This window comes from Pantoea sp. (genome assembly GCF_039594315.1).
Lineage (GTDB): Bacteria > Pseudomonadota > Gammaproteobacteria > Enterobacterales > Enterobacteriaceae > Pantoea.
Window position 1 is genome coordinate 1 of the sequence record NZ_JBCNNP010000056.1, and the last position, 23,722, is coordinate 23,722.

Sequence of the window (23,722 nt, forward strand, 5' to 3'; positions counted from 1 at the left end):
TGTTAGGAAAACGCATAACAACGATGGCGATGAAAAAGTTGCTCATAGCGTCGCTGCTGTTTAGCAGCGCCACCGTTTACGGTGCAGACGATTTCGTAGTGAAGGACATTCATTTCGAAGGTCTACAACGAGTCGCCGTCGGCGCGGCTCTGCTCAGCATGCCGGTACGTGTTGGTGATACGGTGAATGACGATGACGTCAGAAACACCATTCGCTCACTGTTCGCGACCGGTAACTTTGAAGATGTGCAGGTTCTGCGTGACGGCACCACCCTGATTGTTCAGGTGAAAGAGCGTCCAACCATTGCCAACATCACTTTCTCCGGCAATAAAGCGGTGAAAGAAGATCAGCTGAAGCAGAACCTTGAAGCTTCTGGCGTGCGCGTCGGCGAAGCGCTGGACCGCACCACGCTCTCTTCGATTGAGAAAGGGCTGGAAGACTTCTATTACAGCGTCGGTAAATACACCGCCAGCGTGAAAGCGATCGCTACACCGCTGCCGCGCAACCGTGTTGACCTGAAATTCGTCTTCCAGGAAGGCGTTTCTGCGCAGATTCAGCAGATCAATATCGTCGGCAACAAAGCGTTTAGCTCCGATGAACTGATCTCGCGTTTCTCTCTGCGTGACGAGGTGCCGTGGTGGAACGTAGTAGGCGATCGTAAATACCAGAAGCAAAAACTGGCTGGGGATCTCGAAACCCTGCGCAGCTTCTATCTGGATCGCGGTTATGCGCGCTTTAACATTGATTCGACTCAGGTGAGCCTGACGCCAGATAAAAAAGGCATCTACATTACTGTCAACGTTAACGAAGGCGATCAGTACAAGATTGCTGGCGTGATCGTCAATGGCAGCATGGCGGGCCATTCTGCGGAAATCGAAAAGATGACCCGCATTCCATCTGGTGAGCTGTATAACGGCACCAAAGTCACCCAGATGGAAGATGACATTAAGAAATTACTGGGCCGTTATGGCTACGCGTATCCGCGTGTCGTGACGCAGCCAGAAATCAACGATACGGATAAAACCGTCAAACTGCATATCAACGTTGATGCCGGTAACCGTTACTACGTGCGCAAAGTGCGCTTCGAAGGTAACGACACTTCGAAAGATTCTGTTCTGCGCCGTGAAATGCGTCAAATGGAAGGTGCCTGGTTAGGCAGCGACTTGGTTGACCAAGGTAAAGAGCGCCTGAACCGTACCGGCTACTTCGAAACCGTTGATGTCGATACTCAGCGCGTTCCAGGTGCACCAGACCAGGTTGACGTGGTCTATAAGGTGAAAGAGCGTAACACCGGTACCTTCAACTTTGGTGTCGGTTACGGTACTGAAAGTGGTGTTAGCTTCCAGGTGGGTGTAACCCAGGAAAACTGGCTCGGCACCGGTAACACCGTTGGCATCAGCGGCACCAAAAACGATTACCAGACCTATGCTGAATTCTCACTGACCGATCCGTACTTTACGGTGGATGGTGTGAGCCTTGGCGGTCGCTTGTTCTACAACGACTTTAAAGCGGATGACGCTGATCTGTCTGACTATACCAACAAAAGTTATGGTCTTGACGGTACGCTGGGCTTCCCGGTCAACGAAAACAATACGCTGCGCGTTGGTTTAGGTTATGTGCATAACGACCTCTCCAACATGCGCCCACAAATTGCGATGTGGCGTTATCTGGATTCGGTAGGACATCCACAAAGCATCAATAATGACGGTGATTATTCTGCGGATGACTTCACCTTCAACTACGGTTGGACATACAACACCTTAGACCGCGGCTTCTTCCCAACGCGCGGTAACCGTACCAACCTGAACGGTAAAGTGACGATTCCAGGCTCCGATAACGCCTTCTACAAAGCGACATTGGATAGCCAGCAATACGTTCCGCTGAATCGCGATGGAACGTGGGTGGTATTAGGTCGTGGCCGAGTTGGATATGGTGACGGACTCGGTGGAAAAGAGATGCCGTTCTATGAGAACTTCTACGGCGGTGGTTCGAGCACCGTGCGTGGCTTCCAGTCCAATACCATTGGTCCTAAAGCCGCGTATCTGAACGATCACTCATCCACCTGTAATATCACCGATCCGAACGGCGTCTGTAAGTCGGACGATGCGGTCGGCGGTAACGCGATGGCGATTGCCAGCCTTGAGCTGATCACGCCTACGCCGTTCCTGAGTGAGAAATATGCAAACTCCGTACGTACTTCGGTATTTATGGATGCCGGTACCGTTTGGGATACCAAATGGCAAAATACGGCAGAAACACGTGCGGCGGGCATACCGGATTACAGCGATCCAAACAACATTCGCGTCTCTGCCGGTATTGCCCTGCAGTGGATGTCGCCGTTGGGACCGTTGGTATTCTCATACGCCCAGCCGATGAAGAAAGTCGAGGGAGACAAGTCAGAGCAATTCCAGTTTAACATTGGTAAAACCTGGTAAGGCTCTGAGCAGGGAAGTGAAAATACCGTCTTGCACGCGTGTCGCTTAACGATGCGACGCGCTGCAAACACACACGTTGAGGTAAGGAGTTTATAGTGAAAAAGTTGTTCTGTGCCGCTGCTCTGGGTGTTGCATTAGCTGCTTCTGCGGGTGCCCAAGCGGCTGATAAAGTTGCCGTCGTGAACCTGAGCCAGGTCTTCCAGCAGTCTCCGCAGCGTGCCGCTGTTGCTAAGCAGCTCGAAGGTGAATTCCAGAGCCGCGCTTCTGACCTCCAGTCTCAGCAGCAGAAGATCCAGCAAGAAATTCAGGATCTGCAGCGTAATGCGTCGACCATGAAAGCCAGCGACCGCACTAAGAAAGAGAAGCAGATTTCTACTGAGCGTGCTGCCTTTGAACAGAAAGCCCAGGCTTTTGACAAAGACAACCAGACTCGCCAGATGCAAGAACGTAACAAGCTGCTGGCTAAAATCCAGACCGCTGTTCAGTCTGTAGCGAAAAGCGAAGGTTACGATCTGGTTCTGGACTCTCAGGCCGTGCTGTACTCTTCTTCTGATGCTAAAGACATCACTGCTGACGTTGTTAAACAGGTTAAATAATTGATGTCATCAATTCGACTGGCTGATTTAGCCCAGCAGTTGGATGCAGAATTGCACGGAGATGGCGATATCGCCATCTCCGGCATTGCTTCTATGCAATCCGCCACAACTGGCCAAATCACTTTTCTTGCAAACAGCCGCTACCGCGAGCAGCTCGCTAATATCCAGGCTTCAGCCGTGGTGCTGACGGAAGCGGATCTGGAGTGGTGTAAAACGGCCGCCCTGGTGGTAAAAAATCCTTACCTGACTTACGCCCGCATGGCACAACTGCTGGACACCACGCCGCAGCCCGCGCAGAATATCGCGCCCAGCGCGGTTATCGATCCAACGGCTAAGCTGGGTAAGAATGTTTCGGTGGGTGCTAATGCGGTCATCGAATCCGGCGTTGAGCTGGGTGACGATGTCGTGATTGGCGCCGGCTGTTTTGTTGGTAAGCAGACGCGCATTGGTCGTGGTTCACGTTTGTGGGCTAACGTCACCGTCTATCACGAAATCCAGATTGGTCAGGATTGTCTGATTCAATCGGGCACTGTAATTGGTGCTGATGGTTTCGGATATGCTAATGACCGTGGCAATTGGGTGAAAATTCCACAGCTGGGAACCGTGGTGATAGGTGATCGGGTTGAAATTGGTGCCTGTACTACCATCGATCGCGGCGCGCTGGATAACACTCTGATCGGCAATGGTGTTATCATAGATAACCAGTGTCAGATTGCGCACAACGTTATGATTGGTGATAACACCGCTGTTGCTGGTGGTGTGATCATGGCGGGTAGTCTGAAGATTGGACGTTACTGTATGATTGGCGGCGCCAGCGTCATTAACGGCCATATGGAAATCTGTGACAAAGTGACCGTAACGGGCATGGGCATGGTAATGCGCCCAATCACAGAGCCTGGGGTATACTCATCGGGTATTCCACTGCAACCCAACAAAACCTGGCGTAAAACAGCAGCGCTGGTGATGAATATCGATGAAATAAGCAAACGCTTAAAAGCCATCGAACGTAAGGTCGGCAAAGACGACTAAACGCATCCCACGCTATTCGCTTTCATAACAAAGAAGCGTATCACCGTCCACCTCCGGGCAACCTGAGACGGCAGGCGATACAGTCAATGAAGCGAAACGCCCCCGAACTGATTTGCGGCCTGCGGAAGATCATTTTGATCGGTGCAGGCCGTGTTATTGTTGCCATCAGATTTTTTAGGACAGGAAGAGTATTTTGACTACTGAAACGCATACTCTGAAAATTGAAGAGATTTTAGAACTGCTGCCTCACCGCTATCCTTTCTTGCTGGTTGATCGCGTGCTGGAGTTTGAAGAGCATAAATATCTGCGCGCGGTGAAGAACGTTTCTGTAAACGAACCGTTTTTCCAGGGACACTTCCCTGGTAAGCCGATTTTCCCAGGCGTTCTGATCCTGGAAGCGATGGCGCAAGCGACCGGTATTCTGGCGTTTAAAAGCGTTGGCAAACTGGAACCGGGCGAACTGTATTACTTCGCTGGTATCGATGAAGCCCGTTTCAAGCGTCCGGTTGTGCCGGGCGATCAGATGATCATGGAAGTGACCTTCGAGAAAACCCGTCGTGGATTGACGCGCTTTAAAGGCGTGGCGACCGTTGATGGCAAAATTGTCTGTGAAGCGACCATGATGTGTGCCCGTAGCCGGGAGGCATAATAAGTGATTGATTCAACCGCCAATATCCATCCCAGTTCTGTCATTGAAGAGGGTGCCGTTATCGGCGCCAATGTTCACATCGGCCCGTTTTGCTTTATCGGTGCCAATGTCGAGATTGGTGAAGGAACCGTGCTCAAATCACACGTGGTGGTGAACGGCCATACGCGTATCGGCAAAGATAATCAGATCTATCAATTTGCTTCGATCGGTGAAGTTAATCAGGATTTGAAATATGCAGGCGAGCCGACGCGCGTTGAAATTGGCGATCGCAATCGCATCCGCGAAAGCGTCACCATTCATCGTGGCACCACGCAGGGCGGCAATGTGACCAAAGTCGGCAGTGATAACCTGCTGATGGTCAACGCACATATCGCGCATGACTGTGTGATTGGGAATCGCTGCATCTTCGCCAACAACGCCACGTTGGGCGGTCACGTTACCGTTGATGATTTCGCCATTATTGGCGGCATGACAGCGGTACATCAGTGGTGCACCATTGGCGCACACGTGATGGTTGGTGGTTGTTCAGGCGTCGCTCAGGATGTGCCGCCGTACGTCATTGCGCAGGGTAACCACGCAACGCCGTTCGGTATCAACATCGAAGGCTTGAAGCGTCGTGGCTTTAGCAAAGAAGCGCTGCATGCGATTCGTAATGCGTACAAACTGCTGTATCGCAGCGGCAAGACGTTGGATGAAGTGAAACCAGAGATTGAAGAGCTGGCGAAACAACACAGCGAAGTGCAGCCTTTCTACGACTTCTTTGAACGTTCAACGCGTGGATTGATTCGTTAATCCATGTCAGCGCGCCCCCTTACGATTGCCCTGGTCGCCGGAGAAACCTCCGGCGATATTCTTGGTGCCGGCCTAATTCGTGCGTTAAAAGCACGCCATCCTGATGCGCGTTTTGTTGGCGTGGCAGGTCCGCTAATGCAGGCTGAAGGCTGTGAAGCCTGGTATGAGATGGAAGAGCTGGCGGTGATGGGCATCGTCGAAGTGTTGGGGCGCTTACGGCGTTTACTGCACATTCGTCGCGATCTCACGCAGCGTTTTACTGAACTCAAGCCCGATGTCTTCGTCGGCATTGATGCGCCAGATTTCAATATCACGTTGGAAGGCAATCTCAAACGCAGCGGTATTCGCACCATTCATTACGTCAGTCCATCTGTGTGGGCGTGGCGACAAAAACGCGTGTTCAAAATCGGTCGCAACACCAATTTGGTGCTGGCGTTTTTGCCGTTTGAAAAAGCCTTTTACGATCGCTTCAACGTGCCGTGCCGTTTTATCGGTCACACCATGGCGGATGCGATGCCGCTGCAGCCCGATAAACTGGCTGCGCGCCGCGAATTAGGCATTGCCGACGAAGCGATATGCCTCGGTTTATTACCGGGCAGTCGTGGAGCCGAAGTTGAAATGCTCAGCGCCGATTTCTTGCGTGCCGCGCAGTTGCTACGTCAGCGCTATCCCACGCTGGAAATTGTGGTGCCGCTGGTCAACGCCAAACGCCGCGAGCAGTTTGAGCAGATTAAAGCTGACGTTGCACCTGAATTGCCGATGCACCTGCTGGATAGCAAAGGCCGTCAGGCGATGCTGGCCAGCGATGCGGCGATTCTGGCGTCCGGCACTGCCGCGCTGGAGTGCATGCTGGCCAAATGTCCGATGGTGGTCGGTTATCGCATGAAGCCGTTTACCTTCTGGCTGGCGAAACGCCTGGTAAAAACGCCGTATGTTTCGCTGCCCAATTTGCTCGCCGGACGCGAACTGGTGAAAGAGTTGCTGCAAGACGACTGTCAGCCAGAAGCCCTGGCGGCGGCACTTGAACCGTTACTGCATGCGGGCCCTGAACGTGAAGCGCTGCTGCACACCTTTACCGAATTGCACCAACAGATTCGCTGGAATGCCGATGAACAAGCGGCAGATGCGGTATTGGAGGTCATCAATGGATGAATTTATCTATCCCAATGCCCAGCTGATTGCTGGCGTTGATGAAGTCGGACGTGGCCCATTAGTTGGCGCTGTGGTTACTGCTGCGGTGATCCTCGATCCCGCCAATCCGATTGCCGGGTTGGCCGACTCGAAAAAATTGTCTGAGAAGCGTCGTCTTGCGCTGTATGACGAGATCAAAGAGAAGGCATTGGCGTGGAGTTTAGGTCGTGCAGAGCCAGAAGAGATCGATCAACTGAATATCTTGCACGCCACTATGTTGGCGATGCAGCGCGCGGTAGCAGGTTTGTCTATCGTGCCAGGTTTTGTGCTGATTGATGGCAACCGTTGTCCTGTGCTGCCAATGCCTTCGCAAGCGGTAGTGAAGGGCGATAGCTTGGTCAAAGAGATCAGCGCCGCTTCAATTATCGCTAAAGTAACGCGCGACCGTGAAATGGCCGAGTTGGATTTGCTGTTTCCTGAATATGGCTTTGCGCAGCACAAAGGCTATCCCACTGCACTGCACATGGAAAAGCTGACGCAGCACGGTGCCACACCTCATCATCGCCGCAGCTTTGCGCCGGTGCGTAACGCTTTGATTGATGCCGACGTGCTGGCCGCGCGCCAGCCAACTACGCTTTAATAGCCTGACGCTGTTTTAACCGGAAACTGATATGGCTGAACCTCGTTTTATACATCTGCGCGTCCACAGCGATTACTCCATGGTCGATGGTCTGGCGAAAACCGGGCCGTTGGTCAAGAAGGCGGCTGCGCTCGGCATGCCGGCGATTGCCGTTACCGACTACATTAACCTGTGTGGATTGGTGCGTTTTTACGGCAGCGCCCATGGCGCGGGCATCAAACCGATTGTCGGTGCTGATTTCCACGTTGCCAGCGAGTTAATGGGCGATGAGCTGACGCAGCTCACGGTATTAGCAGCCAATAACACCGGTTATCAGAATCTGACATTACTGATCTCACGCGCTTATCAGCGCGGTTATGGCATTGCCGGTCCGATCATCGATCGCGATTGGTTGATCGAGTTAGGCGAAGGTTTGATCCTGCTGTCGGGCGGTCGTCGCGGCGATGTTGGACGCAGTTTGCTGCGTGGCAACAGCGCGATGGTGGCGCAATGTTTAAGCTTCTATCAGGAACATTTTCCCAATCGTTATTATCTGGAATTGATCCGCACCGGTCGCGCCGATGAAGAGTCCTATTTGCACGCGGCGGTGGATCTGGCGATTGCCGAAGGTGTGCCGGTGGTGGCCACCAACGAAGTGTGTTTCCTCAATGAAGAAGATTTCGATGCGCACGAAATTCGCGTCGCGATTCATGATGGCTACACGCTGGACGATCCAAAACGTCCGCGCAATTACAGTCCTCAGCAATATATGCGTAGCGAAGAGGAGATGTGCGAGCTGTTCTCGGACATCCCGGAAGCGCTGGAAAATAGCGTAGAGATTGCTAAGCGCTGTAACGTCACGGTGCGCCTTGGCGAATACTTCTTACCGCAGTTCCCAACGGGCGAGATGAGCACCGAAGACTTCCTCGTGGCGAAGTCGCGCGAAGGTTTGGAAGAGCGTCTGGAATTCCTGTTCCCGGATGCTGCCGACCGCGCCGAGAAGCGCGTGGAGTACGACGAACGTCTGGAAATCGAACTGACGGTTATTAACCAGATGGGTTTCCCTGGCTACTTCCTGATCGTCATGGAGTTTATCCAGTGGTCGAAAGACAACGGTATTCCGGTGGGGCCGGGCCGTGGTTCGGGTGCTGGTTCGCTGGTGGCGTACGCGTTAAAAATTACTGATATCGATCCGCTGGAATTTGACCTGCTGTTCGAACGATTCCTGAACCCAGAACGTGTTTCGATGCCTGACTTCGACGTCGATTTCTGCATGGAAAAACGCGATCAGGTTATTGATCATGTCGCTGACATGTATGGACGTGAAGCGGTATCGCAAATCATCACCTTCGGTACCATGGCGGCGAAAGCGGTTATTCGTGACGTTGGGCGCGTGCTTGGCCATCCGTACGGATTTGTTGATCGCATCTCCAAGCTGATCCCGCCCGATCCCGGCATGACGCTGGAAAAAGCCTTCCTTGCTGAACCGCAACTGCCTGAAATTTATGAGGCCGATGAAGAGGTTAAAGCGCTGATCGACATGGCGCGCAAGCTGGAAGGTGTCACACGTAATGCCGGTAAACACGCCGGTGGCGTGGTGATTTCGCCGACTAAAATTACCGATTTTGCGCCGCTGTACTGCGACGAAAACGGGCAATTCCCGGTTACGCAATTCGATAAAAATGACGTGGAATACGCCGGGCTGGTGAAGTTTGACTTCCTCGGTCTGCGCACGCTCACCATTATCGATTGGGCGCTGAAGATGATTAACCCGCGCCGTGAAAAGCAGGGTTTACCGCCGATTGATATCGCTGCCATCCCGCTGGATGACAAGAAAAGTTTCGACATGCTGCAACGCTCGGAAACCACTGCGGTATTCCAGCTTGAATCGCGCGGCATGAAAGATTTGATCAAACGTCTGAAGCCTGACTGCTTCGAAGATATGATCGCATTGGTTGCGCTGTTCCGTCCGGGGCCGCTGCAATCAGGCATGGTAGATAACTTCATTGACCGTAAGCACGGGCGTGAAGAGATTTCTTATCCGGATATTCAGTGGCAGCACGAAACCCTGAAGCCGGTGCTTGAGCCGACCTACGGCATTATCCTGTATCAGGAACAGGTGATGCAGATTGCGCAGGTGCTTTCCGGTTACACCTTGGGCGGCGCGGACATGTTGCGTCGTGCGATGGGTAAAAAGAAACCCGAAGAGATGGCAAAGCAGCGTTCGGTATTCCAGGACGGTGCCGAGAAGATGGGCGTTGACGGTGAACTGTCGATGAAAATTTTCGATCTGGTTGAGAAATTCGCCGGATATGGCTTTAACAAGTCGCACTCGGCGGCTTATGCGTTGGTTTCATATCAAACGCTGTGGCTGAAAGCGCACTATCCAGCTGAGTTCATGGCAGCGGTAATGACGGCCGATATGGATAACACCGAAAAAGTGGTTGGCCTGGTCGATGAATGCTGGCGCATGGGTCTCAAAGTGTTGCCACCCGACATCAATTCAGGACTCTACCCGTTCCACGTCAATGATGAAGGTGAGATCGTGTACGGCATCGGCGCGATTAAAGGCGTTGGCGAAGGTCCGATCGAAGCGATCATTGATGCGCGTAACGAAGGTGGCTATTTCAAAGAGCTGTTCGATCTTTGCGCCCGCACCGACACCAAAAAGATCAACCGTCGCGTGATGGAGAAGTTGATCATGTCCGGCGCGTTTGATCGCCTCGGCCCGCATCGTGCTGCTCTGATGAGTGCGCTCGGCGATGCGCTCAAAGCCGCCGATCAACACGCGAAAGCCGAAGCTATCGGCCAGGCGGATATGTTTGGTGTGCTGGCGGAAGAGCCGGAGCAGGTTGAGAAATCCTATGCCAGCATTACGCCGTGGCCGGAACAAATTCAATTGGATGGCGAGCGAGAGACGCTTGGGCTGTATCTTACCGGCCATCCGATTAATCAGTATTTGAAAGAAATTGAGCGTTACGTCGGCGGCATGCGTCTGAAAGACATGCATCCGACAGATCGTGGTAAAGTAACCGTCGCGGCGGGGCTGGTAATTGCCGCCCGCGTGATGGTCACGAAACGCGGCAACCGAATTGGTATTTGTACGATTGACGACCGTTCTGGTCGTCTTGAAGTGATGTTATTTACCGATGCGTTAGATAAATACCAGCAGTTGCTGGAGAAGGACCGTATCCTGATCGTCAGTGGACAGGTCAGCTTTGATGACTTTAGCGGTGGCCTTAAAATGACCGCCCGAGAAGTTATGGACATCGACGAAGCGCGGGAAAAATACGCGCGCGGACTTGCTATCTCGCTGACGGACAGGCAAATTGATGACCAGCTTTTAAACCGTCTCCGCCAGTCTCTGGAGCCTCATCGCTCCGGGACCATTCCGGTGCATCTCTACTATCAGAGAGCCGATGCGCGGGCGAAGCTGCGCTTTGGTGCAGCGTGGCGAATTTCGCCCAGCGATCGTTTACTCAACGATTTGCGGTCGTTAGTAGGATCGGAGCAGGTGGAACTGGAGTTTGACTAAAACAGGAACATTATGAGTCTTAATTACCTGGATTTTGAACAGCCTATCGCAGAGCTTGAAGCGAAAATCGACTCGTTAAAATCGATTGGCCGTTCGGATGAGAAACACGATATTAATTTGGATGAAGAAGTACAGCGTTTGCGCGAAAAAAGCGTCGAGCTGACCCGTAAAATCTTCTCCGATTTAGGCGCCTGGCAAGTGGCGCAACTCGCGCGTCATCCGCTGCGTCCTTATACACTGGACTATATCCGCAACGCGTTTGATGAATTCGACGAACTGGCCGGCGACCGTGCGTACGCCGATGACAAAGCGATTGTCGGCGGCATTGCCCGTCTCGACGGTCGTCCAGTGATGATCATTGGTCATCAGAAAGGTCGCGAAACCAAAGAGAAAATCCGTCGCAACTTCGGTATGCCTGCACCAGAAGGCTATCGTAAAGCGCTGCGTCTGATGGAAATGGCTGAACGTTTCAAGATGCCGCTGATCACCTTCATCGACACGCCGGGTGCTTATCCTGGCGTCGGTGCTGAAGAGCGCGGTCAGTCAGAAGCGATTGCGCGCAACCTGCGTGAAATGTCTGGCCTGAAAATTCCGGTGATTTGTACCGTAATCGGCGAAGGCGGTTCCGGTGGTGCACTGGCAATCGGCGTGGGCGACAAAGTCAACATGCTGCAATACAGCACCTATTCGGTGATTTCACCGGAAGGTTGTGCATCGATTCTGTGGAAAAGTGCCGACAAAGCACCGCTGGCTGCGGAAGCGATGGGCATCACCGCCGATCGTCTGAAAGAGCTGAAGCTGATTGATTCGATCATTCCTGAGCCACTGGGCGGCGCACATCGTCAGCCAGTGGATATGGCGGCGTCGCTGAAGAAGCAGTTGCTGGCCGATCTGGCCGATCTCGATGTGCTGAGCACCGAAGAGTTGCTCAACCGTCGTTATCAGCGCCTGATGAATTACGGCTACGCGTGATGAGCGCGTGACGTAAAAGGAAGCGGACTTCGGTCCGCTTTTTTTATGCCTGCTGATCGTGGAATGCGACTGCAGAGCATTCCAGGTCCATTCGCCGCCACTTTTCGCTATCCTTATTCAGTGCCACAACACCACAGGAGGTGAGCATTGAATATTATTGCGATCATGGGACCACACGGCGCTTTCTATAAAGATGAGCCGATTCGAGAATTGGATGCGGCCCTGAAGCAGCAAGGCTTCCAAACCGTTTACCCCAATAATGCCAGTGACCTGCTGAAGTTGATTGAGCATAACCCGCGCATCTGCGGGGTGATTTTTGACTGGGACGATTACAGTCTGGCGCTGTGTAGCGACATCAATCAACTCAACGAATATCTGCCGCTGTATGCCTTCATCAACACCCATTCGCAAATGGATGTCAGCATCAACGAGATGCGCATGGCGTTGCACTTCTTTGAATATGCCTTGAGTGCCGCCGATGATATTGCACTGCACATTCGCCAGTACACTGATGAGTACATCGACAACATCACGCCGCCGCTAACCAAAGCGTTGTTCACCTACGTGAAAGAGGGCAAATATACCTTCTGCACGCCAGGTCATATGGGCGGCAGCGCGTTCCAAAAAAGCCCAGTGGGCAGCTTGTTCTATGACTTCTTTGGTTCCAACACGCTGAAGGCGGATGTGTCGATCTCGGTGACTGAATTAGGTTCGTTGCTCGATCACACTGGCCCGCATCTGGAAGCCGAGGAGTACGTGGCGCGCACCTTTGGTGCCGAGCAGAGCTACATGGTCACCAACGGCACCTCGACATCAAATAAAATCGTCGGCATGTACGCGGCACCCGCCGGCAGCACGGTGTTAATTGACCGCAACTGCCACAAATCGTTGACGCACTTATTGATGATGAGTGACATCATTCCGATTTGGCTGAAGCCAACCCGTAATGCGTTAGGCATCCTCGGTGGCATTCCGCAGCGCGAATTTACCCGCGACAGCATCCAGCTCAAGGTCAATGCTACGCCGCGCGCCAGTTGGCCGGTGCATGCGGTGATCACTAACTCCACTTACGATGGCTTGTTGTATAACACGCAATTCATCAAAGAAACGCTGGATGTGCCGTCGATCCACTTCGACTCCGCTTGGGTGCCGTACACCAATTTCCACCCGATTTACGTCGGCAAAAGTGGTATGAGCGGCGATCGCATCCCCGGCAAAGTGATCTACGAAACGCAATCGACGCACAAATTGCTAGCGGCGTTCTCGCAGGCTTCGCTGATCCACATTAAAGGCGATTACGATCACGACACCTTTAACGAAGCCTACATGATGCACACCACCACATCGCCGAGCTACGCGATTGTGTCCTCGATTGAAACAGCGGCGGCGATGCTGCGTGGCAATCCGGGTAGGCGGCTGATCAATCGCTCAGTAGAGCGCGCGCTGCATTTCCGCCGCGAGATTCAACGCCTACGTGAAGAATCTGACGGCTGGTTCTTTGATATCTGGCAGCCTGAACAGGTGGATGAAGCTGAATGCTGGCCGATTCAGCCAGGCGAAGAAGATTGGCACGGTTTTACCCACGCCGATCGCGATCATATGTATCTCGATCCGATCAAAGTCACCATCTTAACGCCGGGCATGAGTGAACTCGGCAAGATGAGCGAAGAGGGGATTCCTGCGGCGCTGGTGGCCAAGTTCCTCGATCAGCGCGGCATCGTGGTGGAGAAAACCGGGCCGTACAATCTGTTATTCCTGTTCAGTATCGGCATTGATAAAACCAAAGCGATGAGCGTGCTGCGTGGATTAACCGAGTTCAAACGTGCTTACGATCTCAATCTGCGGGTGAAAAACATGCTGCCGGATCTGTATGCCGAAGATCCTGACTTCTACCGCAACATGCGTATTCAGACGCTGGCGCAGGGCATTCATCAACTGATCCTGCAACACGATCTGCCGCGCTTAATGTTGAAAGCCTTTGATGTGCTGCCAGAAATGAAGATGACGCCGCATCAGGCGTTTCAGCGTCAGGTCAAAGGGCAGATTGAAACCGTCGACATTCGTGAGTTGGTGGGACGCATTTCGGCCAATATGATTCTGCCGTATCCGCCTGGCGTGCCACTGGTAATGCCGGGCGAGATGATCACCGAACAGAGCCGCGCGGTGCTCGATTTTCTGCTGATGCTCTGCACCATTGGTCGGCACTATCCCGGTTTCGAAACCGATATTCATGGCGCAACGCTGACTGAGGATGGTCGCTATCTGGTGCGTGTGCTGTGCGATGACGTTGAGCGCTAACTTAAGATAATTGCCTCTTTTCAACGCCGCTTGCGCCACGTAGGGTAAGCGGCTGATTGAACAACCGGAGCCGCTATGCTGCAAATAAAACAGATCCACCACATTGCCATTATTGCCACCGATTATCAGCGCAGTAAGACGTTTTACTGTGATGTGCTGGGCTTTGAACTGTTGGGCGAATATTACCGTGCCGAGCGCGATTCCTGGAAAGGTGATCTTGGCCTGAATGGCGTTTACACCATTGAGCTGTTCTCTTTCCCATCGCCACCCCCGCGTGTTAGCGGACCTGAAGCCTGTGGTTTGCGCCATCTGGCGTTTTGCGTTGATGATGTTGAGCAGTCGATTGCCGCATTGGCAGAGAAGGGAGTAACCTGCGAACCGATTCGTATCGATGCATTGACCGGCAAAGCCTGCACTTTCTTCCCCGATCCGGATGGTTTGCCGCTGGAGCTGTATCAAGCGTAAACTAGCCTCCGCCGCGAACCGCAATAAGGTGGTTCGCCTCGACGGAACGCGCTCATGTCTTTATCTCATCTTGCTTCGCTGCTAACACCCGACGCCCGCCTTGTGCTGGCGTTCAGCGGCGGGCTGGATTCCACCGTGCTGCTACATCAACTGGTGAGCTGGCAACAGCAGCACCCGCAGCTGCGCGTGCGTGCGTTACACGTCCATCATGGTTTGAGCCCCAATGCAGACAACTGGGCGCTACATTGCCAGCACATTTGCCAGCAGTGGCAGATTCCCTGCGAAGTTTTGTACGTGCAGGTTGATGGCCGTAGCAGCGGCATTGAAGCGGCCGCCCGCGAGGCGCGTTATCACGCGTTGTTCCAGCAACTGCAACCCGGTGAGCACTTACTTACCGCGCAGCATCTGGACGATCAATGCGAAACACTGTTGTTGGCATTGAAACGTGGTAGCGGGCCTGCCGGTTTAGCCGCAATGCCGCAGCAGCGTACGGTGGGCGATCATCAGCATTTGCGGCCATTACTCGAAATAAGCCGCCAGCAATTAGAAGCCTATGCTGATGAACATCAATTGCGCTGGATCGAAGACGAGAGCAACGCGGATAGCCGTTACGATCGCAATTTTCTCCGTCAGCAAATTCTGCCGGTGTTGCAGCAGCGCTGGCCGCATTTTAGTGCCGCCAGTGCGCGCAGCGCCGCACTGTGTGGCGAACAGGAACAATTGCTGGATGAGTTGCTGGCAGAGCAGTTGATGCAACTGATCGATGCGCAGGGCGCACTGCATTTCCCGCCGCTGATCACCATGAGCGAGACGCGGCGCAATGCATTGTTAAGGCGTTGGATTGCACAGCAAGGTGGCGCGATGCCTGCGCGCGAAGCCCTCAAGCGCATCACCAAAGAAGTGATTAACAGCCGTGAAGATGCCAAACCGTGTCTGCGCTTTGGCAACTTTGAGCTGAGACGTTATCGCCAGCAACTGTTCTGGCTGCGACCTCAAATATCACTGAGTCAGCACTCGCTAACCTGGCAGAACCGCACGCAGCCGCTCTGCTTGCCGGACAATCTGGGCTGGCTGCATGCCAGCGGCGACATCGCCGAACTGCGTCATCCACAGCCGGATGAAACCGTGACGATTCGCTTCCAGGCGCAAGGCCATCATCACTTGGTCGGGCGCGCTGGCGGCCGTGAGATGAAAAAACTGTGGCATGAACTAGGTATTGCGCCCTGGCGGCGCGAACGTATCCCATTGATTTACTTTGATCAGACGTTGATTAGCGCGCCGGGGCTGTTTATTACCCGCGAAGGCGCGGCCAGCGATGAGCAAGGCTGGCAGGCGATCTGGTCACTACAACAATAAAATGGAGAGTAATGATGAAACATTGGATTGCGGCGGCATTCATGGCGGCGGCGCTACCGGCTTTTGCCGATGGTGATATCAACGCAGGTGCGCAAAAAGCGGCAAGCTGCATGGCGTGTCACGGTGCGGAAGGGAAAAGTGCCGTGCCGCTTTATCCCAATCTAGCAGGGCAACACGAGCCGTATTTGCTGCATTCGCTGCAAGCCTATAAAAAGGGCGAGCGCAGCGGCGGTCAGGCTGAAGTGATGAAAGCGTTTGTGGCCGGATTGAGCGATCAGGATATGGCAGATTTGTCGGCGTATTACAGTTCGCTGAAGCCTTAAGCGAGGTGGGCGGGATATAATTCCCGCCCGAGAGAGGTTTTACTCGTCTTCGCTGACGATGACGGTGCCCAGCTCCGGATGGGTGAAGCTGGCAATGTGGTCGAGCCGCACTTCGCGGGTCTCGCCGGAGAGATCGACGGCAAGGTACTCAACGTTTTTACGTGAGACCATGTCCACGGCTTTCGCCTTGAGCTGATCGCCGTTTTTTAATTCCAGCGACAGCGTCCAGTTTTTTTGGCAGGCGAGCTCGAGGTTGTCGTAGTCATCGCAGTTGATGGGTTTGTAGGCTTCATTCGTCAACATAGTCGCTCACCAATAAGTTTGCAGCGGCATACGCTGCTTGTTCCCTGAGAGAAGAGTTTAGCGCAGAATCAGCGGCAATATCATTGAGAGCCTTTAACGCACAACCAATGGCGTCTGGCACATACCCAAGGTCGCCGCTACCAATTTCGGCATACTTCTGGCGAACTAACTCACAATACTTTTGCACATACACCTCCTCAGCAGAGCTTGATACTCTGGATGATAGGCGACTATATCACAGGATTTTCATGGAAATCAGCCCGGTCATCACGTGAATGATGCAAGGAAACCGGCAAAAGTGACACACAGCGCTGGTCTCATGCATCGGCCATGCGCACAAAAGGTTAAGTTGATGAACAGGTTTTTACGCGAAGCAACGTCGAAACAAACAGAAGGTGACAGATGATTGTGCTGTCTCGTGCCGTTGCACTTGCCGATAATGAAGTAGAGCTCAGTGCCATCCGTGCCCAAGGTGCGGGCGGCCAGCATGTGAATAAAACCTCCACCGCCATTCATTTGCGTTTTGACATCCACGCTTCGTCATTGCCGCCGTTTTACAAAGAGCGATTACTGGCGGCGAGCCATCATCTGATCACCGCCGAAGGTGTGGTGATCATCAAAGCACAGGAACATCGTAGCCAGGAAATGAACCGCGAAGCGGCCGTACAGCGCTTGATAAATCTGATTCGTGAATTAACCACGGTGGATAAAGTGCGGCGAGCGACCAAACCGACACGCGGCTCGAAAGAACGGCGGCTGGAAGGGAAATCACGGCGAAGTAATGTGAAGGCGATGCGTGGCAAGGTGCAGTAAAAGCGTAATGAAAAACGCCTCCAGCTGGAGGCGTTTTAGGCTTACTTGTTCAGGGCTTTCACCAGGAAGTCGACGATGTCATGCTGCTTAATCATCTGCTTCTCGCTGGCGGTACGCGCCTTGTACTCAATCTCTTGATTATCAAGGTTACGATCGCCAATCACGATGGTGTGTGGCACACCAATCAGTTCCATATCGGCGAACATCACGCCCGGGCGCTCTTTACGATCGTCGAGAATCACGTCAATGCCTTTAGCGCGCAGCGTGTTGTACAACTCTTCTGCCAGCTCTTGCACGCGGAAAGATTTGTGCATGTTCATTGGCAAAATCGCCACTTCGAACGGTGCCAGCGCGGCTGGCCAGATGATGCCGCGTTCGTCGTTGTTCTGCTCAATCGCTGCCGCCACCACACGCGTGATGCCGATGCCGTAGCAACCCATGGTCATCACCTGGTTACGACCATCTTCGCCTTGTACCGCGGCTTTCATCGCTTCTGAGTATTTGGTACCCAGCTGGAAGATGTGACCGACTTCGATACCGCGTTTGATCTGCAATGTGCCTTTGCCGTCTGGGCTTGGATCGCCTTCCACCACGTTACGGATATCTTCCACGCGTGGTTCTGGCAAATCGCGTCCCCAGTTGATGCCGCTCAGGTGCTGGCCATCAATGTTAGCGCCCGCGCAGAAATCGCCCATTTTTGCCACGGTACGATCGGCAATCACTGGCATGGTCAAACCGACCGGACCAAGTGAACCCGGACCTGCGCCCAGCAGCGCACGAATCTCTTCTTCGCTAGCCATTTCCAACGGCTCTGCCACGATATCCAGCTTCTCGGCTTTGATTTCGTTCAGCTGATGATCACCGCGCAACAGCAGGGCAACCAGCGTGTGGCCGCTCTCTGCGGTGGCTTTTACAAACAGCGTTTTCACCGTTTTCTCTATCTCTACCTGATGTTGCTCAACCAGTTCAGCGATGGTTTTGGCATTCGGCGTATCAAACTGCGTCATTGCCTGCGTCGCTTGTGGACGCTCGCCCGCTGGCGCTACCGCTTCGGCTTTCTCAATGTTGGCCGCATAATCAGATTCGCTAGAGAAGATCACATCATCTTCGCCGCTCTGTGCCAGCACCTGGAATTCGTGAGATGCGCTACCACCGATCGAACCGGTATCCGCCTGTACGGCGCGGAAATCCAGACCCATACGGCTGAAGCTCTGACTATAGGCGCGATACATCGCGTCGTAAGTTTCCTGCAATGATTCCTGCGAGGTGTGGAATGAGTAGGCATCTTTCATAATGAACTCACGTGAACGCATCACACCAAAACGCGGGCGCACTTCATCACGGAATTTGGTCTGGATCTGATACAGATTCAACGGCAGCTGCTTATATGAGCTCAGCTCGTTGCGGATCAGGTCAGTCACCACTTCTTCGTGAGTTGGGCCTAACACGAAAGGACGATCGTGACGATCTTTAACGCGCAGCAGTTCTGGGCCGTACTGCTCCCAACGACCGCTCTCTTCCCACAAATCGGCAGGCTGAACCACCGGCATGGAGATCTCAATCGCACCGGCGTTGTTCATCTCTTCACGCACGATGTTTTCAACTTTTCGCAGCACGCGAATACCGGTAGGCAACCAGGTGTATAAACCAGAAGCCAGTTTGCGGATCATGCCGGCGCGCAGCATCAGCTGGTGGCTGATCACTTCTGCATCGGAAGGTGTCTCCTTCAGAGTGGAGAGCAGATATTGAGTAGTACGCATTGATTACGATTCCATTTATACGGAAGGAAACTGACAAAATTTTTTGTGGCGGCTAGTGTACCAGCGAGATCAATCACTCAAAAGCGCGTTTTAGCGTGGGTCGAGGGCAATCACCTCGGTTCCGACCTCATCAATGCGCCAGCGCACATTAAAGTCGAGCAGCCATGCGGCATATTCACGATCCAACGTCTCACCTTTACGATAGGCGGGACGCGGATCCTGTGCCAATACTTCGGTGATAAACCGCGCCAATTGGGGATACTTTTTTTGCTGCTGAAGCAGTTGGCTCTGCGCCAGCGACGAAAAGCGCACTGGCATGCTGGCATCAGGTGCGGCTTGGGCAAAACCCGCGCGCGCATCAGGTAAGGATTCGGCAAACGGCAAGTAGGGTTTGATATCCACCACTGGTGTGCCATCGACTAAATCAAGGCTACCAAGCTGCAAAATCACCTGCTGTTTCTCGCAGCGAATGTCTTTCAACTCAACCAGCGACATGCCGATCGGGTTCGGACGGAAGGTTGAGCGAGTGGCGAATACGCCCATCCGCGCATTGCCGCCAAGGCGCGGTGGACGCACTGTCGGACGCCAACCGCCTTCCATGGTTTGATGGAAAACAAACAGCAACCAAAGGTGGCTGAACGTTTCCAGCCCACGCACCGCTTCCGGCTGATTGTAAGGCGGCAAGAGATGCAACTCGCCGCCGCCATCCTGCACCAGACCTGGCTGGCGCGGGACGGCAAACTTCTCTTTCCACGGCGAGCGGATTACGCCGATTTGCGCGAAGGCAAATTCACTCATTGATTGGAAACTTTCAATGCAGAGCCCTGACAAACCGCCTGGCGATTACAGCCTGGCGTGCTGCTAACAATTTCACACTTGTGCAGCAGCACGGCGTTGGCTTTCATACCCGCGGCTTTGATCTGCAACCGCTTACGCGCGGTATTGATATTCGGTGGTGAATCCTGGCTGCTGCTTTGGCAATCTTCAGCGGAAACCTCGCCCAAATCGCGGAACGGGTTGCTCACCAGATCGGTGGCATCGGTGTAGATTTTCACCGGCGCGGGACGCGGGGCGGGTTTGCGTTCTGGCTCACTGGATGCCTGTTGCGGGCGAGAAGGAGCACTGCTTATCGGGTGGTATTCACGCACACACCCGGTCAGCATCAATGCCAACAAGCAGAGCGGTAAAAAACGCATGGCAACATCCTCTAGTCATAAAAAGTGGCGTTATTGAAACAAGGACGACAATAAATAACAAGTCAGGTGCAATTTATGGCAAAAGAAAGGGCGGCCGAAGCCGCCCTGTAAGGCATAGAAGGTTAAAATTACCAGCCTTTCACTGCGCCGCCGTTGAAGATTTTGTTAGCCGCTTCAGACACTTCGTCTGATTGGTAAGCTTCAACAAATTTCTTCACGTTTTCAGCGTCTTTATTATCTTCGCGGGTAACAATCAGGTTCACGTAAGGTGAATCTTTATCTTCTACGAAGATGCCATCTTTGGCAGGTGTCAGACCAATCTGGCTCGCGTAAGTGGTGTTGATGACCGCCAGCGCAATCTGCTGATCGTCGAGTGAACGTGGCAGCTGCGGCGCTTCCAGTTCAACAATCTTCAGGTTTTTCGGGTTCTCGGTGATATCCAGCGAGGTTGGCAGCAGGCCAACGCCATCTTTCAATTTGATCAGACCGACTTTCTGCAACAGCAGCAGAGAACGACCCAGGTTGGTTGGATCGTTTGGAATCGCGATCTGCGAACCGTTTTGCAGTTCGTCCAGTGATTTGATCTTTTTCGAGTAACCAGCGATCGGATAAACGAAGGTATTGGCGACGGCGGTCAGCTTGTAACCGCGATCTTTGATCTGCTGATCCAGATACGGTTTGTGCTGGAAGGCGTTCGCATCGATATCGCCTTTGCTCAGCGCTTCGTTTGGCAGTACGTAATCGTTAAAGGTCACCAGCTCAACATCGAGACCGTATTTCTCTTTAGCCACTTTCACCGCGGTTTCTGCAACTTGCTGCTCAGCACCGACAATCACACCCACTTTTATGTGGTTTGGATCTTTAGCTTTCTGATCGCATCCTGCCAACGCAATCGCGCCAATCAGCGCACCCACAGCGGCAATCTTTTTAAATGTAAAAGACATATCCCTTCCTTAATAGAGGACTATTGATGTTGCTTGCTTACTTGTGGGACACAGCACGCACAATGCGGTCGCCACAGAATTGGATTAAATACACCAGAACAACCAGCAGGATCAGTACGGTATTCATCACGGTGGCGTTATAGCCGATGTAACCGTATTGATAGCCAATCTGCCCTAAACCGCCTGCGCCAACAGCTCCGCCCATGGCAGAGTAGCCGACCAGCGTAATCAGGGTAATTGTAGCGGCATTCACCAGACCCGGCAGCGCTTCCGGCAACAGCACTTTACGCACGATTTGCAGCGGTGTAGCACCCATGGCGCGAGAGGCTTCGATCAAACCGGTTGGCAATTCCAGTAAGGCGTTCTCCACCATACGTGCAATAAAGGGCGCTGCACCGACAGTCAGCGGTACGATGGCGGCTTGTAAACCAATCGACGTGCCAACAATCATGCGGGTGAACGGAATCATCCATACCAGCAGGATAATGAACGGAATTGAACGGAAGATATTCACCAGCGCAGAGAGCACGCGATACAGCGAATTGTTTGCCAGAATTTGCCCCGGACGCGTGACATACAGCAGCACGCCAACTGGCAGGCCGATGACAAAACCAAAGAAACCAGAGACAAAAGTCATCATCAGCGTTTCCCAGACGCCGCGCGTCAGTAACCACATCATCGCTTCAGACATAACCCAGCACCTCTACTTTCACATGATTTTCTTTCAGCCAGGCAATTGCGGCTTGTGTATCTGTTTCACTGCCATCCATTTCAGCCAACATGATGCCGAACTTCACACCACCGGCGTAATCCATCTGCGCACTGATAATGTTGTTGTTCACGTTAAAGCGACGCGCCGACTCCGACAGCAGCGGAGCATCCACCGATTTACCCGTGAATTCCAAACGCAATAAAGGAACGCTGTCCGCGCTGGCTTGCGCGCGCATGCGTTGCTGATAATCATCCGGGATATCCAGATGTAGCGTTGATTGGATAAACTGCTGCGCCAACGGCGTCTTCGGATGCGAGAACACTTCGCTAACACTGTCCTTCTCTATTAATTCACCATTGCTGATTACTGCAACCTGATCACAGATGCGCTTCACTACATCCATTTCATGGGTGATTAACAGAATAGTGATTCCCAGGCGACGATTAATGTCTTTCAGCAACTCCAGAATCGAGCGTGTGGTGGCTGGATCCAATGCGCTGGTGGCTTCGTCACACAGCAATACTTTGGGATTACTTGCGAGCGCACGGGCAATCGCCACACGCTGTTTTTGTCCGCCTGAGAGGTTCGCCGGCCAACTGTCGTGTTTATCCGATAAGCCCACCAGTTCCAGCAGCTCGGTTACGCGTTTCTTTATCTGATCGCGCGACAGATTGCCCAACTCTAGCGGCAGCGCCACATTGCCTGACACGGTGCGGGAGTTCATCAGGTTAAAATGTTGGAAGATCATGCCAATTTGGCGGCGTGCCAGCGTCAATTGACCTGAGGAGAGCGAGGTTAAATCTTGGCCATCGACCAGAACACGACCAGACGTTGGGCGCTCCAGCAGATTGACGCAGCGAATAAGGGTACTTTTACCGGCACCGGATGAACCGATGACGCCATAAATCTGTCCCGCAGGCACATGCAGGCTAACGTTTGATAACGCCTGGATAGTGCGTGAACCTTGCTGGAACACTTTGGTGATATTTTCGAGTTTAATCATTAGTTTATTTATTATCGTGTTGCATTGTCCGTGGTGTATCGGGATTCGCTCAGCAGCACTGAGCGAAATTTGGATGGATGTTAAGGCATCCAGACGTCTAAATCAATGAGAGTCATTCAATCTGGCATTCTCTCGTTATGCGCAATCATGCGATACTTAGCGACACATTTTCAGCAGGAGTTTCTACGTGGCGAACAAAGTCCCGGCTATTTTTCTTGATCGTGATGGCACCTTAAATGTCGATCACGGCTATGTTCATGAAATCGATAATTTCGAATTTATTGATGGCACCATCGAAGCGTTGCAGGCGCTCAAGACGATGGGCTATGCGCTGGTGCTGGTGACCAACCAATCGGGTATTGCGCGTGGCATGTTCACCGAAGACCAGTTTATGCAGCTTACGGAATGGATGGATTGGTCGTTGGCCGATCGCGATGTCGATCTGGATGGCATCTATTTCTGCCCACATTTACCGGATGCAACAGTAGAAGCCTATCGCCAGCAGTGTGATTGTCGTAAACCGCAGCCGGGTATGTTGCTCTCGGCGCAGCAACATCTGGATATCGATATGGCTGCTTCTTATATGGTAGGCGACAAAATAGAAGATATGCAGGCAGCGTTAGCCGCTGGAGTAGGCACTAAAGTGTTAGTGCGTAGCGGTAAGCCGGTAACCTCAGAAGGTGAGGCCGCCGCGGATTGGGTGCTTAATAGCCTTGCAGAGCTACCTGGACGCATCAAAAAGGGGTGAAAACGAGGCTTTTGCGCAAATTTCAAGCGAACGGCAAAAAAGT

The 23,722-nt window shown here is 53.0% G+C and carries 23 protein-coding genes; 15 read left to right on the forward strand and 8 right to left on the reverse strand.

The window, feature by feature from the left end; translation table 11 throughout:
• Positions 1-23: 23 nt before the first annotated feature.
• The 13 genes from bamA (at position 24) to ABDW13_RS20275 (ending at position 16,200) form a co-directional block, all read left to right on the forward strand.
• Positions 24-2,435, forward strand: coding sequence for an outer membrane protein assembly factor BamA (gene bamA, locus ABDW13_RS20215; protein ID WP_343554350.1), 2,412 nt, complete (start codon positions 24-26; stop codon positions 2,433-2,435).
• Between the two features lie 95 nt (positions 2,436-2,530).
• Positions 2,531-3,031 (forward strand): OmpH family outer membrane protein, encoded by a 501-nt coding sequence (locus ABDW13_RS20220; protein WP_008108478.1) that lies wholly within the window; start codon positions 2,531-2,533, stop codon positions 3,029-3,031.
• A gap of 3 nt (positions 3,032-3,034) precedes the next feature.
• On the forward strand, positions 3,035-4,060 hold the full coding sequence (lpxD, locus tag ABDW13_RS20225) for a UDP-3-O-(3-hydroxymyristoyl)glucosamine N-acyltransferase (RefSeq protein WP_343554330.1): 1,026 nt from the start codon (positions 3,035-3,037) through the stop codon (positions 4,058-4,060).
• 193 nt (positions 4,061-4,253) lie between these two features.
• Positions 4,254-4,709: a 3-hydroxyacyl-ACP dehydratase FabZ gene (fabZ, locus tag ABDW13_RS20230; protein ID WP_013507953.1), complete on the forward strand. Its 456-nt coding sequence runs from the start codon at positions 4,254-4,256 to the stop codon at positions 4,707-4,709.
• A 3-nt stretch (positions 4,710-4,712) separates the two neighbouring features.
• A complete protein-coding gene (lpxA, locus tag ABDW13_RS20235; RefSeq protein ID WP_343554331.1) occupies positions 4,713-5,501 on the forward strand; it encodes an acyl-ACP--UDP-N-acetylglucosamine O-acyltransferase in 789 nt (262 codons plus the stop codon).
• Positions 5,502-5,504: 3 nt separating this feature from the next.
• Entirely contained in the window at positions 5,505-6,653 is a 1,149-nt protein-coding gene (lpxB, locus tag ABDW13_RS20240; protein ID WP_343554332.1) for a lipid-A-disaccharide synthase, read from the forward strand.
• Positions 6,646-7,272 carry a ribonuclease HII gene (gene rnhB, locus ABDW13_RS20245; protein ID WP_343554333.1) on the forward strand — a complete coding sequence of 209 codons (627 nt, stop codon included), beginning with the start codon at positions 6,646-6,648 and terminating at the stop codon, positions 7,270-7,272. Before lpxB ends, rnhB begins: the two co-directional genes overlap by 8 nt.
• 31 nt (positions 7,273-7,303) lie before the next feature.
• On the forward strand, positions 7,304-10,786 hold the full coding sequence (gene dnaE, locus ABDW13_RS20250; RefSeq protein ID WP_343554334.1) for a DNA polymerase III subunit alpha: 3,483 nt from the start codon (positions 7,304-7,306) through the stop codon (positions 10,784-10,786).
• A 12-nt stretch (positions 10,787-10,798) separates the two neighbouring features.
• Positions 10,799-11,758 carry an acetyl-CoA carboxylase carboxyl transferase subunit alpha gene (gene accA / locus ABDW13_RS20255; protein ID WP_343554335.1) on the forward strand — a complete coding sequence of 320 codons (960 nt, stop codon included), beginning with the start codon at positions 10,799-10,801 and terminating at the stop codon, positions 11,756-11,758.
• Positions 11,759-11,905: 147 nt separating this feature from the next.
• Positions 11,906-14,056 carry a lysine decarboxylase LdcC gene (locus ABDW13_RS20260; protein ID WP_343554336.1) on the forward strand — a complete coding sequence of 717 codons (2,151 nt, stop codon included), beginning with the start codon at positions 11,906-11,908 and terminating at the stop codon, positions 14,054-14,056.
• 75 nt (positions 14,057-14,131) lie between these two features.
• Entirely contained in the window at positions 14,132-14,521 is a 390-nt protein-coding gene (locus ABDW13_RS20265) for a VOC family protein (RefSeq protein ID WP_343554337.1), read from the forward strand.
• Positions 14,522-14,575: 54 nt separating this feature from the next.
• On the forward strand, positions 14,576-15,877 hold the full coding sequence (tilS, locus tag ABDW13_RS20270) for a tRNA lysidine(34) synthetase TilS (RefSeq protein WP_343554338.1): 1,302 nt from the start codon (positions 14,576-14,578) through the stop codon (positions 15,875-15,877).
• Positions 15,878-15,891: 14 nt separating this feature from the next.
• Positions 15,892-16,200, forward strand: coding sequence for a cytochrome c (locus ABDW13_RS20275; protein WP_343554339.1), 309 nt, complete (start codon positions 15,892-15,894; stop codon positions 16,198-16,200).
• A gap of 39 nt (positions 16,201-16,239) precedes the next feature.
• Here ABDW13_RS20275 and rof read toward each other — a convergent pair whose 3' ends face one another.
• Both rof and ABDW13_RS20285 read right to left on the reverse strand, forming a co-directional pair.
• Entirely contained in the window at positions 16,240-16,503 is a 264-nt protein-coding gene (rof, locus tag ABDW13_RS20280) for a Rho-binding antiterminator (RefSeq protein ID WP_176972018.1), read from the reverse strand.
• Complete coding sequence (locus ABDW13_RS20285; protein ID WP_036622231.1) at positions 16,490-16,690, reverse strand: YaeP family protein; 201 nt, start codon at positions 16,688-16,690, stop codon at positions 16,490-16,492. Before ABDW13_RS20285 ends, rof begins: the two co-directional genes overlap by 14 nt.
• Positions 16,691-16,905: 215 nt before the next feature.
• Between ABDW13_RS20285 and arfB the strand changes: the two genes are divergently transcribed.
• Positions 16,906-17,316: an alternative ribosome rescue aminoacyl-tRNA hydrolase ArfB gene (gene arfB, locus ABDW13_RS20290; protein ID WP_343554341.1), complete on the forward strand. Its 411-nt coding sequence runs from the start codon at positions 16,906-16,908 to the stop codon at positions 17,314-17,316.
• Between the two features lie 41 nt (positions 17,317-17,357).
• Here the strand turns inward: arfB and proS are convergent, their stop codons facing one another.
• From proS to metN, 6 genes are all read right to left on the reverse strand, one after another.
• A complete protein-coding gene (gene proS, locus ABDW13_RS20295) occupies positions 17,358-19,076 on the reverse strand; it encodes a proline--tRNA ligase (RefSeq protein ID WP_343554342.1) in 1,719 nt (572 codons plus the stop codon).
• 90 nt (positions 19,077-19,166) lie between these two features.
• A complete protein-coding gene (gene tsaA / locus ABDW13_RS20300) occupies positions 19,167-19,874 on the reverse strand; it encodes a tRNA (N6-threonylcarbamoyladenosine(37)-N6)-methyltransferase TrmO (protein ID WP_343554343.1) in 708 nt (235 codons plus the stop codon).
• On the reverse strand, positions 19,871-20,272 hold the full coding sequence (gene rcsF / locus ABDW13_RS20305; protein WP_343554344.1) for an Rcs stress response system protein RcsF: 402 nt from the start codon (positions 20,270-20,272) through the stop codon (positions 19,871-19,873). Before rcsF ends, tsaA begins: the two co-directional genes overlap by 4 nt.
• A 128-nt stretch (positions 20,273-20,400) precedes the next feature.
• Positions 20,401-21,216 (reverse strand): MetQ/NlpA family lipoprotein, encoded by an 816-nt coding sequence (locus tag ABDW13_RS20310; RefSeq protein WP_343554345.1) that lies wholly within the window; start codon positions 21,214-21,216, stop codon positions 20,401-20,403.
• A gap of 37 nt (positions 21,217-21,253) precedes the next feature.
• On the reverse strand, positions 21,254-21,907 hold the full coding sequence (locus ABDW13_RS20315; RefSeq protein ID WP_343554346.1) for a methionine ABC transporter permease MetI: 654 nt from the start codon (positions 21,905-21,907) through the stop codon (positions 21,254-21,256).
• Positions 21,900-22,931, reverse strand: a complete 1,032-nt coding sequence (metN, locus tag ABDW13_RS20320; RefSeq protein WP_343554348.1) for a methionine ABC transporter ATP-binding protein MetN — start codon at positions 22,929-22,931, stop codon at positions 21,900-21,902. The genes ABDW13_RS20315 and metN overlap by 8 nt, the downstream gene beginning before the upstream one ends.
• 187 nt (positions 22,932-23,118) lie before the next feature.
• Between metN and gmhB the strand changes: the two genes are divergently transcribed.
• Positions 23,119-23,679, forward strand: a complete 561-nt coding sequence (gmhB, locus tag ABDW13_RS20325; protein WP_343554349.1) for a D-glycero-beta-D-manno-heptose 1,7-bisphosphate 7-phosphatase — start codon at positions 23,119-23,121, stop codon at positions 23,677-23,679.
• Positions 23,680-23,722 lie beyond the last annotated feature (43 nt).

Coding starts and splice junctions, on each gene's coding strand:
- bamA (WP_343554350.1), top strand. CDS start 24: ATGGCGATGAAAAAGTTGCTCATAGCGTCGCTGCTGTTTAGCAGCGCC.
- lpxD (WP_343554330.1), top strand. CDS start 3,035: ATGTCATCAATTCGACTGGCTGATTTAGCCCAGCAGTTGGATGCAGAA.
- lpxB (WP_343554332.1), top strand. CDS start 5,505: ATGTCAGCGCGCCCCCTTACGATTGCCCTGGTCGCCGGAGAAACCTCC.
- rnhB (WP_343554333.1), top strand. CDS start 6,646: ATGGATGAATTTATCTATCCCAATGCCCAGCTGATTGCTGGCGTTGAT.
- dnaE (WP_343554334.1), top strand. CDS start 7,304: ATGGCTGAACCTCGTTTTATACATCTGCGCGTCCACAGCGATTACTCC.
- accA (WP_343554335.1), top strand. CDS start 10,799: ATGAGTCTTAATTACCTGGATTTTGAACAGCCTATCGCAGAGCTTGAA.
- ABDW13_RS20265 (WP_343554337.1), top strand. CDS start 14,132: ATGCTGCAAATAAAACAGATCCACCACATTGCCATTATTGCCACCGAT.
- tilS (WP_343554338.1), top strand. CDS start 14,576: ATGTCTTTATCTCATCTTGCTTCGCTGCTAACACCCGACGCCCGCCTT.
- ABDW13_RS20275 (WP_343554339.1), top strand. CDS start 15,892: ATGAAACATTGGATTGCGGCGGCATTCATGGCGGCGGCGCTACCGGCT.
- rof (WP_176972018.1), bottom strand. CDS start 16,503: ATGTTGACGAATGAAGCCTACAAACCCATCAACTGCGATGACTACGAC.
- arfB (WP_343554341.1), top strand. CDS start 16,906: ATGATTGTGCTGTCTCGTGCCGTTGCACTTGCCGATAATGAAGTAGAG.
- proS (WP_343554342.1), bottom strand. CDS start 19,076: ATGCGTACTACTCAATATCTGCTCTCCACTCTGAAGGAGACACCTTCC.
- tsaA (WP_343554343.1), bottom strand. CDS start 19,874: ATGAGTGAATTTGCCTTCGCGCAAATCGGCGTAATCCGCTCGCCGTGG.
- rcsF (WP_343554344.1), bottom strand. CDS start 20,272: ATGCGTTTTTTACCGCTCTGCTTGTTGGCATTGATGCTGACCGGGTGT.
- ABDW13_RS20310 (WP_343554345.1), bottom strand. CDS start 21,216: ATGTCTTTTACATTTAAAAAGATTGCCGCTGTGGGTGCGCTGATTGGC.
- ABDW13_RS20315 (WP_343554346.1), bottom strand. CDS start 21,907: ATGTCTGAAGCGATGATGTGGTTACTGACGCGCGGCGTCTGGGAAACG.
- metN (WP_343554348.1), bottom strand. CDS start 22,931: ATGATTAAACTCGAAAATATCACCAAAGTGTTCCAGCAAGGTTCACGC.